The following is a 13,926-nucleotide window of genomic DNA, read 5'->3' on the forward strand; positions in this document are numbered from 1 at the left end:
GAAATCAGGGTACCGGGCGAACGGCGGTCTTGTCGAGAGACGACGGATGCCGCGGCATCCGTCACCGCCGCCCGCCCGCGTTGTCCTGCGCGACGCCGACGGCGCGCGCGACGGTCGGCACGAGCCAGGCCGCGGCCAGCGCGAGCGCGACCCCGACGAGGGTCAGCCCGACCCGCTCGAGGAACCAGTGCACGGCTGGCTCGGTCTCGCCGATGAGCAGCATCGAGAGCACGATCGTCGTCGAGAAGAAGGGGAAGACATACCAGCGGCTCCCCGATGTGCCCGTGGCCAGGGCGAGGATGACGAGCACGACGACGGCGATCACCGCCGCGGCCGGGGAGACGGCGGCCACGCCGCACGCCAGGATCGCGCCGCCGGTGACCGAGACGGCACGGCCCCACCCGCGCGCGTCGAGCTGGCGATGATCCGGGCGGCTCACGAGGAGCGCCGAAGTCGCCGCCCACCCGGGGTGGTCGGCGCCCCACGCGAAACCGAGCGCGGCTCCGATCGCCCCCGCAAGGCCGATCTGGATGCCGTACACGGCCATCGAGGTGCGGGATGCCGCGGCGCGCGGCGTTCGTGTGATCGCGTGTCCCGCGGGCCAGAGGAGCGACACGAGCCATGCGTATGCCGAGCCCCCGACGATGAGCACCGCGGCTGCGAGCCCGCGGTCCCACGACCCTTCCGAGAAGCCTGCGCCGACGAGCGGGAGACCCAGCATGAGCGCGAGCGGGGCGAGCCGCCGCGCGGGGTCGCTCGCCATCACGGCGACGACGACGCAGAGGCCGAAGAGCGCGACGACGGCGAGGACAGGCCACGGGGCGAGGACGGCGCCGAGGAAGATCGAGAATCCGGCGAGCGCTCCGACCACGACGACCATCGCCCGCTCGCGCCGCGTGCTCCTCAGGCCGAGTGCGGCGGCGGGCAGGACCCCGACGGCGAGAGGCACGCCGAGCGACGGGTCGAACACGGTGCCGATCGTGGCGGGCAGCGCGAGGCTCGCTCCGTACGCCGCGTTCCTCCACGACCACGCGATCGGCGCCCTGGCTGTCACGGGACCACTCTGCCCGAAACCGGGCTCGCGTCGGCGCAAGGATCAGCCGATCGCGACGTGGAACTTCGGACCCCTTGCTGCCCCCGCGGGCCTCTCGCCCGCCAGCACCGCCGGCAGCTCGTCGAGGGTCACCGTCGCGGCGATGAGCGGTCGCGGGTCGACGGCGCCCGTCGCGTACTGCTCGATCGTGCCGGCGAGACCCGGCGAAGCACTCAGGATGCCGACCGCCGTCACGTCGGCGAGAGCGAGCAGGCGGGTGTCGAGAAGACTCGGCGTACCGGAGAGCCCGATGTAGACGACGCGCCCCCCCGGTTCGACGAGTTCGACCGCCTTGGCCGGGAGGTGGGGAGCGGTGGATGCCTCGATCACGGCGTCCCAGGGGAGGTCGGGCAGGTCGGCCTCGGTCCAGACGTCGAAGCCGAGGCTGCGGGCGAAGGCGATCGAGCCCTCCTCCTTGCCGAGGAGGTGCACCTCGGCGCCGGCGGCCCGTGCGAAGAGCGCGGAGAGGAGGCCGATCGTGCCCGGCCCGAGGATGACGGCGCGATCGCCGCGACCCAGGTGCGCGGCATCAGTCGCCCGGAAGGCGTTTCCGCCCGGCTCGACCAGCGCGCCCATCGCATCGTCGACGGCGTCAGGCAGGCGATGAAGCGCCGTCACCGGCACCGCGAGCTGCTCGGCGAGGGCACCGGGGCGTCCGCCGCGGATGCCGATCTCGGTGCGGAACGCGCACACGTGCTGACGTCCGTTGAGACATCGGCGGCAGACGCCGCAGCCGAGCATCGTGTCACCCGTCACGCGCGTGCCGATCCACGCGGAGTCGACGCCGGGACCGACGGCGCTGACCGTGCCCATCCACTCGTGTCCGATGCGGAGCGGATACTCCGCGTGGCGCGTGTGCAGATACTGCATCTCGCCGGTGAAGAACTCGACGTCGGTGCCGCAGATGCCGGCACGCTGCACGTCGACGACGACCTCTCCCGGCACCGCTTCGGGCGGGTCGACGTCCTGCACTTCGGCGTGGCGCGGCCCCGTGAGGACGAGGGCCTTCATCGCGCGTCTCCCCGCCCCCGCCAGAGGCGAGTCGGAAGGCCGGTGACGCCGGCGCGGAGCGTGAAGAGGCGGCCCGAATCGGGGTGGCGCGCGGCATCCTCCTCCGACAGCTCCTCCCGCGCCGTCGTGATGACCATCGTGTCCAGTGCCGGGCCCGCGAATGCAACCGACGTCGTGTGCGGCGCGGGCACATCGATCCGCCCCACGAGCGCGCCGTCGGGCGAGAAGCGCAGGACGCACCCACCGCCCCAGACGGCGACCCAGACATGGTCGTCGGCATCCATCGCGATCCCGTCGGGGAATCCGTCGACGGTCGCGAAGAGCCCTCGCGGGCCCGTCGCCCCCGTCGCGGGGTGGTACTCGCGCACGAAGATGCGACTCGTGACGGTGTCGACGCTGAAGAAGCGGCGACCGTCGCTCGACCAGGCGAGACCGTTGGAGAGCGAGAGGTCGTCGTCGATCACGGTGACGGTGCCGTCGTGCTCGATGCGCAGGAGCTGCTCCTCGGCCGACGGCCCGGGCTTGACGATCGTGCCGACCAGGAAGCGGCCCGCCGGATCGACCTGGCCGTCGTTGAAGCGCCGGCCGTCGCCTCTGATGAGCCGATCACCCGCCGTGATGGTGCCGTCGAGGGCGCGCTGGAAGAGCCGATGACGCCCGGCGACGAGCAGCTCCCCCGGCGCGCTCACCGCGACGGCGCCCGCCGTGTCGGGGAAGGAGATGACCTCTTCGACGGTGAGGGTGCCGTCATCGTTCAGGATGCCGCGCTGGACCGTGCCGGCGATGATGTCGACCCACAGCACGCGCTCGCGCACGGGGTCCCACAGCGGACCCTCCGCGAGGAAGTACGCCTCGCTGGTCGCGGGGCGGGGCGTGCCGGACTCAGTGGGACTCACGGGCGACCTTCGATCCTGACGAGCCGACGAGGAAGTCGAGATCGGCGCCCTGGTCGGCTTGCAGCACGTGATCGACGTAGAGCCGCTCCCAGCCGCGGCGGGGCTGGGCGTAGGCCTCGACGGTGGCCTGGCTCGGCGTGCGCGCGGCGAGCTCGTCGGCTGCCACGTCGAGGTCGAGGCGCCCGGCGCGCACGTCGAGGCTGATGACATCGCCCGTCCGGACGAGGCCGAGCGGTCCGCCCGCGGCGGCCTCGGGGGTGACGTGCAGCACGACGGTGCCGTAGGCGGTGCCGCTCATGCGGCCGTCGCAGATCCGGACGATGTCGCGCACTCCTCGTTCGAGGAGCTTCCGCGGGAGCGGCATGTTGGCGACCTCGGGCATGCCCGGGTAGCCCTTGGGCCCGCAGCCGCGGAGCACCATGACGCTGTTCTCGTCGATGTCGAGACCGGGGTCGTCGATGCGCGCGTGGAAGTCCTCGATCGAGTCGAACACGACGGCGGGGCCGCGGTGCTTCAGGAGGTGAGCGGATGCCGCGGCCGGCTTGATGATCGCACCTCCGGGCGCGAGTGACCCGCGCAGCACCGTGATCCCGGCGGCGGACAGGAGGGGCGTCTCGCGGGGCGTGATGACTTCGGGATCCCAGATCTGCGCATCGTCGAGGTACTCGACGAACGGTCGGCCGGTGACGGTGAGCGCGTCGGGATCGAGAAGGTCGCGCACCTCGCGCATGACGGCGAGGAACCCGCCCGCGCGATACAGGTCGTCCATCAGGAACCGGCCCGCAGGCTGCAGGTTCACCAGGAGCGGCACGTCCGCACCGATCCGGTCGAAGTCGTCGATCGTGAGGTCGATGCCGAGACGCCCCGCGATCGCGAGGAGATGAACGACGGCGTTGGTCGACCCGCCGATCGCGGCGAGCGCGACGATCGCGTTGTGGAAGCTGCCCCGGGTCAGGAACGTCGACGGGCGACGGTCGTCGGCGACGAGCTCCACGGCGAGGCGGCCGGTCTGGTGCGCCGCTTCGAGCAGCCGCGCGTCGGGCGCCGGCGTCCCGGCGAGCCCCGGCAGGACGGTGCCGAGCGCTTCGGCGACGAGCGCCATCGTCGATGCCGTGCCCATCGTGTTGCAGTGGCCCTTCGACCGGATCATCGACGACTCGCTCGCCCGGAACATCGCCTCTGACAGCGTTCCCGCGCGCACCTCCTCGCTGAGGCGCCACACGTCCGTGCCGCAGCCCAGCGGCTCGCCACGGAACGTGCCGGTGAGCATCGGGCCGCCCGGGACGACGACGGCGGGAAGGTCGACGGATGCCGCGGCCATCAGCAGCGACGGGATCGTCTTGTCGCAGCCGCCGAGCAGCACGACGCCGTCGACCGGGTTCGCGCGCAGCATCTCCTCCGTCGCCATCGCGGCCATGTTGCGCCACAGCATCGCCGTCGGACGCACGTTGGTCTCACCGAGAGACACGACCGGCATCTCGAGCGGGATCCCGCCCGCCTCGTAGATGCCGTTCTTCACCGACTGCGCGACCTCGGCGAGATGCGCGTTGCACGGCGTCAGGTCGGACGCGGTGTTCGCGATCGCGATCTGCGGGCGCCCCTCGAAGGCGCTCGACGGCACTCCGCGCCGCATCCAGGCGCGATGGATGTACGCGTTGCGGTCATCGCCCGAGTACCACTGGGCGCTACGGGTCATCACTGACCCCCCTTCATCGCACGACTCGCCGGCGCCCGGGTGGAACGATCGTCACCCGGGATCCGACTTCGTCACCGTACCGTGAGAGACGGGGCCGGCCGGAGAGCGCGGCCGGTCAGCGGGCGCGAGCCGGTCAGCAGGCGCGGTCGGCGATGACGCGAGCCGTCGCGACCGGATCGGCCCGGTGCATGACCGACTCGGGCACGATCACGAGCTCTGCGCCGGGGACCGCCGCCGCGAGCCGATCGGCCGCCCCGATGAGGAACGGGAAGGTCTGCGAACCGCGGAGGATCGCCACGGGCTGGGAGACGGCGAGCATCGCGTCGGTCGGGATCGAGACCTGCCACGTCAGCCGTGCGTCGTAGACGACCGACTGCGCGATGGGCGGCAGCGACGCGAACTGCGGGGTGGCCCGGAACCCCTCGACCATCTCCTTCGGCAGACCGATGCCCTCGAGCTGGAAGGTGACGATGGCGTCTTCGTTGCGCCCCTCGTCGACGAGCTCCTGCAGCCGCTCGACGAGATCGGCCGCCGGCTCGTCCTCGCCGAAGTGGAACGGCGGCTCCGACAGGAACAGCGCCCGGATCGGCACACCGAGCGATGCCGCGAACAGCGCGAGCACGGCACCCGACGAGTGGCCGAGCACGATCGCGTCGCCACCCGCGGCGACGATGACGGCCTCGAGGTCGGCCGCCTCGTCTTCCGGCGTGGACCCCGCTCTGTCACCGCTCGTGCCGCGGGCCCGTCTGTCCCACGTCACGGCGCGGAAACCCGCATCGGCGAGCGCGGACGCCAGGGGCGCGGCATCCGTCGCCATCGAAAGAGCGCCGTTCACGATCACGACGACCGGGCCGTCGCCGGCCTGCTGGTAGGCGATCGGGGTGCCGTCTGCGGAGTTCACGATTTCCATGTCGGCCACCATAGTGACGGCGTGCGACAGTGGAGACCCCACCAACGCCCGTGCCCGGGAGGACCCGCACCGTGACCGATGCTGTGACCGATGCCGTGACCGATGCCGTGACCGCCGCTCTGCCCGCTGTCGACCCGATCGACGACCTGCGGGCGCGCGAGAGCGAGAAGTGGACGGCGTACCCCGCCGACGTGCTGCCGCTGTTCGTCGCCGAGATGGACTTCGCCCTCGCCCCGCCGATCAAGGCGGCGCTCGCCGCGGCCCTCGAGCGCAGCGACACGGGATACGTCAACATCCGGGATCTCCGCACGGCGCAGGCGTTCGCCGACTTCGCCGCCGACCGGTGGGACTGGCGGCCACGCGTCGAGGCGATGGGCTACGCGACCGACGTGAGCACCGTGGTCGTGGAGGGGCTCCGCCGGCTCATCGCCCCGGGCGAGGGCGTCGTCATCACGCCGCCCGTGTACCCGCCGTTCTGGGACTTCATCGATGAGGCCGGCGGCGCCGTCGTCGAGGTGCCGATGCTCGACGACGGCACGGACTACGCGCTCGACCTCGACGGCATCGACCGGGCGCTGACGGCGGGGGCGCGAGCGGTGCTGCTGTGCAACCCCGGCAACCCGACCGGAACGGTCCACTCCCGCGAGACGCTCGCCGAGCTGTCGCGGATCGTGGCGAGGCACGGGGCATCCGTCATCAGCGACGAGATCCACGCGCCGCTCGTGCACGCCGGCGCGACCTTCACGCCCTACCTCACGGTGTCGGACGAGGCGCGCGACCACGCGATCGTCGCCGCCTCGGGGAGCAAGGCCTTCAACCTCGCGGGCCTCAAGACCGCGATGTTCGTGGCCGAGTCCGAGCGGATGGCCGCGCTCATCCACGACCTCCCCGAGGAGGTCGCCGTGCGCGCGGGGCTGTACGGCTTCATCGCGACACGGGAGGGCTTCTCGAGGGGACGGGACTGGCTGGATGCCGCGATCGCGACCGTCGAGGCGAACCTCGCCGTGCTGCAGCAGCAGCTGGACGACCACCTCCCCGGCGTCCGGCTTCGCCGCGGTCGCGCGACCTACCTGGCGTGGCTCGACTTCTCCGCCCTCGGGCTCGGCGACGATCCTGCGGAATGGATCCTCGAGCACGCGAACGTCGCGCTCGTCGGCGGCCCGGCGTTCGGCGCACCCGGCGCGGGCTTCGCGCGCCTCAACGTGGCGTGTGCGCCCGAGATGATCGTGGAGGCGGTCCGCCGGATCGCCGCCGCCCTGGCCAAGCGGGGCTGACCGCACGGCTACCCCGCCCCTCCGCTCGCGCGCGGCGGGTGACCTGCAATCCGACGCCGGCGCGCCGGATGCTACCGTCGCGCCATGCCCCTCGCCGGCGACGACCCGACCCTCGGGCTGACCCTCGGTGGCGGCGGTGCGTTCGGTGCCGCTCACGTCGGCGTGCTGCAGGTGCTGGCAGAGCGGGGCATCCGCCCCGGGATCGCCGCGGGCACGAGCTCGGGCGCCCTCGTCGCGGCCGCGTATGCCGCCGCCGTGGATCCCGCCGCGATCGAGCGGGCCGCCGTCGCCTTCCGCTGGCGTCAGATCGCGCGCTGGTCGGGCGCGCCGCGGTGGGGCCTGCTCGACTCGGCGGTCGTGGGCAGGTCGGTCCGGCGTGCGCTCGGCCACGACCCGATCATCGAGGAGCTGCCCCGCCGGTTCGCCGCGGCGGCGACCGACCTGCGCACGCGCCGCCTCGTCGTGATCGACAGTGGACCCCTGAGCCTCGCGCTGCGGGCGACGATCGCAGTTCCGGGCCTCATCCCGCCGGTCCGCCTGCACGGTGCGCTGCTCGCGGACGGCGGCATGATCGACAACGTCCCCGTCGCGGCGACCCGCCGGATCGGCGCCGACCGGCTCATCGTCGTCCGACTCCACGCCAAGTGGGAGAACGTCCGCATGATGCGGACCCTCACGCGCACCGCCGATCTCGTGCGCGATCCCTCGGTGCTGCTCATCCAACCCGAGATGGAGCGCATGGCGCAGTGGACGATGTCGGACGTTCCCCGCCTCATCGCCGAGGGCCGGCGCGCGGCCGAGGCGGCGCTCGACGCGCAGGACTCGGAATGGGGGCTACTCGAGGGATCGAGCCCGTGATCCGGGCCTCGTCGACGGCGCGGCGCGCCGAAGCGGCGCCGGAGATGTTAGAGTGGATTCGTTCCCGATCGGAACCAACGCGTCTCTTCCCGCTGTCTCACTGTGGAGAAGCTAAGCTGGACGCCCACCGATTCCAAGAGAAGCGGCATCTGATCACCGCTCACTACTGCCCCCGAGAGCCTCTGGCCCTCTGCAAGCTCGGACCTTTTTCATGCACTTCATCGCCCGGCCCGGCGCGCTCGATTGGCGCCAAGCCGACCTCGACGTGTTCGTCGCGACCCGTGACGGCGAATACGCCGGCTTCGTCGACGTCACGTCCTTCGGGGCGCACGCGCAGAGTGCTCGCGGGACCGACCTCGGCCTCCACGGCTCACTCGATGCGGCCCTCGCCGCGGTCGAGTCATCCGTTCTCCCCCCGGTGCCGCCCGTCACACGGCCGGCACCCCTCGATCGTCCGCACCGCACTCGTCGGCGCGGCACCCCTGGCCGCTTCCGCGGCCCGAAAAGTAGAAGGAAAGACACGATGGCCACTGGCACCGTGAAATGGTTCAACTCCGAGAAGGGCTACGGGTTCATCGCACCCGACGACGGCTCGGCCGATCTCTTCGCCCACTTCAGCGCGATCGCCGGCGACGGCTTCAAGGAGCTCCGCGAGGATCAGAAGGTCGAATTCGACGCTGAGCGTGGCCCCAAGGGCATGCAGGCGGCGAACATCCGCCCCCTCTGATCTCACGATCCCCGACGCCCGTCTCGCTCTGTCGAGGCGGGCGTCGTCGTGTGCCCGGACGGGAAACCCGGCGGGCATGAAGCCACCCGCCCCGCACCGGTGAGCCACCTGCGCGGCACCTGCCGAACCCCTGGGAGATCGGACGTATTCCGCCTCCCTCATGTGATGCCACGTAGCGTGAAGGTAGCGATGGGCGACCGCCTCTGGCTTCAACGGCCGAATCGGTCCCCAAGTGAATCAGGTGAATCATCACTTCGACTGCTCTCGAGTCACGACTCGGCCCCGTCCGGCAGACATACGCCGGAACGAAAGAGTTCCCGCCGATGGCGCGTGCGTACACGGATGTCGCACAGGTCGTCCGCGAGAGCGGACTGCTCGGTCGCACCCACTGGTTCTATGCGCTGGTGGGCACCGCGATCGCCCTCGGCTTCGCCGGCACGATCACGGGCTTCATCCTGCTCGGTGACAGCTGGTTCCAGCTGCTCATGGCGGCCGCTCTCGGCATCCTGCTCACGCAGGTCGCGTTCCTCTCGCACGAGGCCGCGCACCGCCAGATCCTGACGTCGGGACCGGCCAACGACCGCCTCGCCCGCATCCTCGGCACGGGGATCGTCGGCATGAGCATGTCGTGGTGGGCGAGCAAGCACACGCGTCACCACGCGAACCCCAACCGCGTCGGCAAGGACCCCGACATCGAGGTCGACACCGTCTCGTTCCTCGAGGAGGACGCCGCCGAGGCCCGCGGACTCCGCCGACTCATCACGCGCCGCCAGGGCTGGCTCTTCTTCCCTCTCCTCACGCTCGAGGGCCTGAACCTCCACTTCCTCAGCATCAAGTACGTGCTCGGACGGGAGCCCGTGAAGGGCCGCTGGATCGAGATCGCCATGATGACGGCGCGCTTCGCGATCTTCCTGACGCCGATCTTCCTCTTCCTGCCCGTGGGAATGGCCTTCGCCTTCCTGGGCGTGCAGCTCGCCGTCTTCGGCGTCTACATGGGCGCGTCGTTCGCGCCGAACCACAAGGGCATGCCCGTCATCGCCCGCGACGCCAAGCTCGACTTCTTCAGCAAGCAGGTCCGCACGTCGCGCAACGTCAGCGGCGGCTGGTGGGCGACCGCGTTCATGGGCGGACTGAACTACCAGGTCGAGCACCACCTGTTCCCGAACATGCCCCGCCCCCACCTCGCCCGCACTCGCGAGATCGTGCGCGAGCACTGCAAGACGCTCAACGTGCCCTACACCGAGACCACGATCTGGCGCTCGTACGGCATCGTCATCGAATACCTGAACCGCGTCGGTCTCGCCGCTCGCGATCCGTTCGACTGCCCGGTCGTCGGCGCCTACCGCAAGGCCTGAACCACGGGCTGCATCCCGGTGCTGCCGCGGCTCATTCGGATTCGAAGGATGCCGCGGCTCACGCGGCTCATCCGGATTCGACGGATGCCGCGGCCCGGCGCACATAGCGCTCGTAGACCACGCCTCCGCTGAACGTCCTCGTCTCGACGAAGTCGAGGCGGATGGTCTCCGCGACGACCGGCCAGTAAGGCGTCCCTCCCCCGACCACGACGGGGCAGCGGAACATCCGATACTCGTCGATGAGGCCTGCCTCGACCGCCTGCCGCGCGAGCCCCGGGCCGCCGATCTCGACGTCTCCGTCGGTGCCGGCGATCATCGAGGCCACCTCTTCGGCGAGGGATGCCTCGGCCAGCCGCGCATTCCCCTCGACCCGGTCGAGGGTGCGGCTGAAGACGACCTTCGGGATCGCCGTCCAGATGTCGGCGAAGGCCTCCATCGGGCGAGACGTGCGCATCGAGGCATCCGTCTCCCACGGGAGCATCGCCTCGTATAGCCGGCGGCCCATGATGACCCCGCCGAGCTCGCTGACGAGTTCGGTGTGGAACGCGAACTGCTCCTCGCCCGGCGGCGCCCAGGAGAAGTCGCCCTCGCGATCGGCGGTGAAGCCGTCGATCGAGACGCCCATCGAGTAGATCAATCGCCCCATCTCATCCTCCGCTCGCCCTTCACGGTCCCAGCGAACCGCATAGAGCCGGAACGCGCCAGCGCAGTCCGCTGCGCGAAGCCCTCCCACGAAACTCTCCGAATCGATTCGATACACTGAACGGTCGCCGTGCGGCATCCATCCCCTGAACGTCTTCTCCTTCGAGAGCCTCCTCATGTCCACTGCCCTCACCACGGGCCGCCCTTGGCGCGTCATCGCCCTCTTCTCCGTTCCGCTACTGCTCGGAAACGTCGTGCAGCAGCTGTATCAGCTCGCCGACGCGATCGTCGTCGGACGCCACCTCGGCGTCGATGCGCTCGCCGCCGTCGGGGCGACCGGCAGCATGCTCTTCCTGCTGCTGGGATTCGCGTGGGGATTGACGTCGGGCTTCGCGATCCCGACGGCGCAGGCGTTCGGCGCGCAGGACTTCCACGCCGTGCGCAGGTCCGTCGCGGCGGGGACGCTCCTGACAGCCGTGTGCTCGGTGGCGCTGACGGTGGGGGCACCTCTCTTGAGCCGTCCGCTGCTCGAGCTCCTGCAGACGCCTGCCGAGCTCATGGATGATGCCGTCGTCTTCGCGCAGATCAGCTTCCTCGGCGCGGGCGCGCTGATGTTCTTCAACTACCTGTCGGCGATCATCCGCGCGATCGGCGACTCTCGGACCCCGCTCGTCTTCCTGACCCTCGCGTGCGCCCTCAACGTCGGCCTCGTCATCGCGATGGTCGGCGGGTTCGGCTGGGGAGTCGGCGGCGCTGCGCTGGCCACGGTCGTCTCGCAGGCGGTCTCGGTCCTCCTGTGCCTCGCTTTCGTGCGTCGACGGATGCCGGTGCTCCACGTCCGCCGCGACGACTGGCGCGTGACGCGGTCAGAGCTCGCCGCGCACCTGCGCTTGGGCCTTCCGATGGGCTTCCAGGCCTCGATCATCGCGATCGGGACTCTCTCGGTGCAGGTCGCCCTCAACCACCTCGGCACCGACGCGGTCGCCGCCTACACCGCGGCATCCCGTGTCGACGGGCTCGCCATCGCACTCCTGCAGTCGCTCGGCCTCGCCGTCTCGATGTACGTCGCGCAGAACCACGGCGGCGGTCGTCCCGACCGCATCCTCCGCGGTGTGACGCAGGCGACGTGGATCGCGGTCGGCGCCGCCGTCGTGCTCGGCGCGCTCCTGGTGACCTTCGGCGCGACCCTCGTGCAGCTGTTCGTCGGCACGGGCTCGGGCGAGGTCGTCGACCACGCTGCGCAGATGCTCGCCATCAACGGGGTGAGCTACTGGATCCTCGGCATCCTCTTCGTCCTTCGCGGCGCGCTGCAGGGCATGGGGCAGGCGCTCATCCCGACCGTGACCGGCACGATCGAGCTGTTCATGCGCGTCGGCGCGGCGATCGTGCTCGGCTCGGCATTCGGATTCATCGGCGTCGCGGCGAGCAACCCGCTCGCGTGGCTCGGCGCGGTCGTCGTGCTCGTGCCCGCCTACCTGCACGCGCGCCGGCAGCTGCTCACGGCGCCGGTGGCACCGGCCGTCATGACGCCGACGACGCCGATCGCGGTCATCGGCCCGACCGACGGATCGATGACGGTGGATGCCGTGGTCACGGCCTCGATCGTGCTGCCGGGCGGGATGAACACGACCTCGGTGCCGGTCGTCCGGCGCGGACGCCGGGTGCTCGCGCGCTCCTCGCGGGCTCGAGGTCGCGCCCGGGGCTGAGCCCGTGTCCGGCCCGACGTCCGCCCGTGTCGAGGGTGTCTCGTACGATCGGGGCGTGGCGACCCTCGACGACGTGCGGAGCATCGCGGTCGACCTGCCCGGCAGCGAGGAGCGCGCGACGACGGGCGGCGCGGCCTGGTTCGTGCGCAACAAGCTGTTCGCGTGGGAGTGCCACCCGTGGCCCAGCATCCCCGATGACGTCCGTGCCGTCATCGCCGCCGAGCTCGTCGTCGGGGTGAAGGTCGCCGACGATCTCGACGCGAGGGCGCTGCGCGAGATGGCGCCCGACGTGTTCCTGCCGCGGACGACCGGCTGGGGCGAGCCGAAGATCGCGTTCCGCATGGCCGGCATCGACCGCGATCACCTCGCCGAGCTCGTCACCGAGGCGTGGCGCGTCCAGGCACCGAAGTACCTCCAGCGCGAGTTCGATGCCGCCCGCCGCTGAGCTGCACCGGTTGGCGAAACGAGGGGAAGGTCCCGGTCCCCGAGCGAGCGGCCACCCCTGCCGCTCCCGCACAGCCGCGCGTACGCTCCAGCCATGAGGACGCCCGGCCGCGACCACGACATCGTCCTGCTCGGCGCGACCGGGTTCGTCGGCAGGTTCACGGCACGCCACCTGGCGCAGTCCGCCCCCGACGGGGTGCGCATCGCCGTCGCCGGCCGCTCGCGCGAGCGCCTCGAGCGCCTCACGCGCGAGCTGGGCGTCGACTGGCCGATGATCGAGCTCGACACCGCCGACGATGCCGCCGTGGCCCGGCTCGCGGCATCCACCCGCGTCGTCGCGACGACCGTCGGACCGTACCTGCGCTACGGCGCCGGCGTCGCCTCAGCCTGCGCCCACAGCGGAACGCACTACGCCGACCTGTCGGGCGAGAGCATCTTCGTCGCGCGCAGCATCCAGCGCAATCACGACGCGGCAGGCAAGAGCGGCGCGAAGATCGTGCACTCGTGCGGCTTCGACTCCATCCCCTCCGACCTCGGCCTGGGGCTCGCGCACGCGGCCGTCGGCGGCGCGCCGATCGCCGCCGCGACCCTCCGAGTGCGCTCGATGCGCGCCGGCATCAGCGGCGGCACGATCGACTCCCTGCGCCAGCAGCTGAAGGAGGCGAGAACGGATGCCTCGGCCCGCCGATTGATCGCAGACCCCTACGCCCTCACGCCCGGGCCGTCGGTGCGCCTGCCGGGCGGGTTCGGCAGCGGGTGGGGCAGGGAGCGCGGCGTGTGGCAGGCGCCGTTCGTCATGGCCACCTACAACCGGCAGATCGTGGAGCGCACCAACTATCTGACGGGGTGGGGCTACGGGGAGCTCATGCGTTACCGCGAGGTCGTCGTCACCGGCCGCGGTCCCGCCGGATTCCTCCGCGCCGCGGGCATCGCGCTCGGCGCGGGTGCCCTGGTCGGCGCGATGTCGTTCACGCCCACGCGGGCCGTCGTCGATCGCGTGCTTCCTTCACCGGGCTCCGGTCCGAGCGCGAAGACCATCGCGCACGGGCGCTTCCGACTCGAGGTCGACGTCTATCCCGTCGAGGGCGCGCCCGTGCGCGCGACCGTCGCCGCGCCATACGACCCGGGTTACGGCGGCACCGGCGTCATGCTCGGAGAGTCCGCGCTGAGCCTCGCGCTCGACGAACTGCCCGACCACGCCGGAGTCCTCACGCCCATGATCGCGATGGGCGAACGGCTCGCAGAGCGCCTGCGGGCGAACCGCTTCACGCTCGACGTCGCGCCGCTGCGCTGAGGCGAAGCTCCCCCGCGCAG

The 13,926-nt window shown here is 71.4% G+C and carries 13 protein-coding genes; 7 read left to right on the forward strand and 6 right to left on the reverse strand.

Going from position 1 to position 13,926, the window contains the following annotated elements; all coding sequences use genetic code 11:
• Positions 1–61: 61 nt before the first annotated feature.
• From ACSBPH_RS03345 to ACSBPH_RS03365, 5 genes are all read right to left on the reverse strand, one after another.
• On the reverse strand, positions 62–1,054 hold the full coding sequence (locus ACSBPH_RS03345; protein WP_442576195.1) for an FUSC family protein: 993 nt from the start codon (positions 1,052–1,054) through the stop codon (positions 62–64).
• Between the two features lie 42 nt (positions 1,055–1,096).
• Positions 1,097–2,104 (reverse strand): zinc-dependent alcohol dehydrogenase, encoded by a 1,008-nt coding sequence (locus tag ACSBPH_RS03350; RefSeq protein ID WP_442576196.1) that lies wholly within the window; start codon positions 2,102–2,104, stop codon positions 1,097–1,099.
• Positions 2,101–3,000 carry an SMP-30/gluconolactonase/LRE family protein gene (locus tag ACSBPH_RS03355; protein WP_442576197.1) on the reverse strand — a complete coding sequence of 300 codons (900 nt, stop codon included), beginning with the start codon at positions 2,998–3,000 and terminating at the stop codon, positions 2,101–2,103. The genes ACSBPH_RS03350 and ACSBPH_RS03355 overlap by 4 nt, the downstream gene beginning before the upstream one ends.
• Entirely contained in the window at positions 2,987–4,696 is a 1,710-nt protein-coding gene (locus tag ACSBPH_RS03360; protein ID WP_442576198.1) for an IlvD/Edd family dehydratase, read from the reverse strand. The genes ACSBPH_RS03355 and ACSBPH_RS03360 overlap by 14 nt, the downstream gene beginning before the upstream one ends.
• Positions 4,697–4,829: 133 nt before the next feature.
• Positions 4,830–5,606: an alpha/beta fold hydrolase gene (locus tag ACSBPH_RS03365; RefSeq protein ID WP_442576199.1), complete on the reverse strand. Its 777-nt coding sequence runs from the start codon at positions 5,604–5,606 to the stop codon at positions 4,830–4,832.
• A 71-nt stretch (positions 5,607–5,677) separates the two neighbouring features.
• Here ACSBPH_RS03365 and ACSBPH_RS03370 point away from each other — a divergent pair, with 71 nt between their 5' ends.
• The 4 genes from ACSBPH_RS03370 to ACSBPH_RS03385 all read left to right on the forward strand — a co-directional run bounded on the left by ACSBPH_RS03370 (position 5,678) and on the right by ACSBPH_RS03385 (position 9,820).
• Positions 5,678–6,880 carry a MalY/PatB family protein gene (locus ACSBPH_RS03370; RefSeq protein ID WP_442576200.1) on the forward strand — a complete coding sequence of 401 codons (1,203 nt, stop codon included), beginning with the start codon at positions 5,678–5,680 and terminating at the stop codon, positions 6,878–6,880.
• 84 nt (positions 6,881–6,964) lie between these two features.
• A complete protein-coding gene (locus tag ACSBPH_RS03375) occupies positions 6,965–7,738 on the forward strand; it encodes a patatin-like phospholipase family protein (protein ID WP_442576201.1) in 774 nt (257 codons plus the stop codon).
• Positions 7,739–8,261: 523 nt separating this feature from the next.
• The gene (locus ACSBPH_RS03380; protein ID WP_141885348.1) at positions 8,262–8,465 is read left to right on the forward strand and encodes a cold-shock protein; all 204 of its coding nucleotides are present in this window, start codon (positions 8,262–8,264) and stop codon (positions 8,463–8,465) included.
• Between the two features lie 245 nt (positions 8,466–8,710).
• Positions 8,711–9,820 (forward strand): fatty acid desaturase family protein, encoded by a 1,110-nt coding sequence (locus ACSBPH_RS03385; RefSeq protein ID WP_442577233.1) that lies wholly within the window; start codon positions 8,711–8,713, stop codon positions 9,818–9,820.
• A 67-nt stretch (positions 9,821–9,887) separates the two neighbouring features.
• Here the strand turns inward: ACSBPH_RS03385 and ACSBPH_RS03390 are convergent, their stop codons facing one another.
• Positions 9,888–10,466, reverse strand: coding sequence for a dihydrofolate reductase family protein (locus ACSBPH_RS03390; protein ID WP_442576202.1), 579 nt, complete (start codon positions 10,464–10,466; stop codon positions 9,888–9,890).
• A gap of 172 nt (positions 10,467–10,638) precedes the next feature.
• Between ACSBPH_RS03390 and ACSBPH_RS03395 the strand changes: the two genes are divergently transcribed.
• The 3 genes from ACSBPH_RS03395 (at position 10,639) to ACSBPH_RS03405 (ending at position 13,906) form a co-directional block, all read left to right on the forward strand.
• Positions 10,639–12,168 (forward strand): MATE family efflux transporter, encoded by a 1,530-nt coding sequence (locus ACSBPH_RS03395; RefSeq protein WP_442576203.1) that lies wholly within the window; start codon positions 10,639–10,641, stop codon positions 12,166–12,168.
• A gap of 55 nt (positions 12,169–12,223) precedes the next feature.
• The gene (locus tag ACSBPH_RS03400) at positions 12,224–12,613 is read left to right on the forward strand and encodes an MmcQ/YjbR family DNA-binding protein (RefSeq protein ID WP_442576204.1); all 390 of its coding nucleotides are present in this window, start codon (positions 12,224–12,226) and stop codon (positions 12,611–12,613) included.
• A 93-nt stretch (positions 12,614–12,706) separates the two neighbouring features.
• Complete coding sequence (locus tag ACSBPH_RS03405; protein WP_442576205.1) at positions 12,707–13,906, forward strand: saccharopine dehydrogenase family protein; 1,200 nt, start codon at positions 12,707–12,709, stop codon at positions 13,904–13,906.
• Positions 13,907–13,926 lie beyond the last annotated feature (20 nt).

Source organism: Microbacterium sp. F51-2R, from assembly GCF_052180235.1.
Taxonomy (GTDB): Bacteria; Actinomycetota; Actinomycetes; order Actinomycetales; family Microbacteriaceae; genus Microbacterium.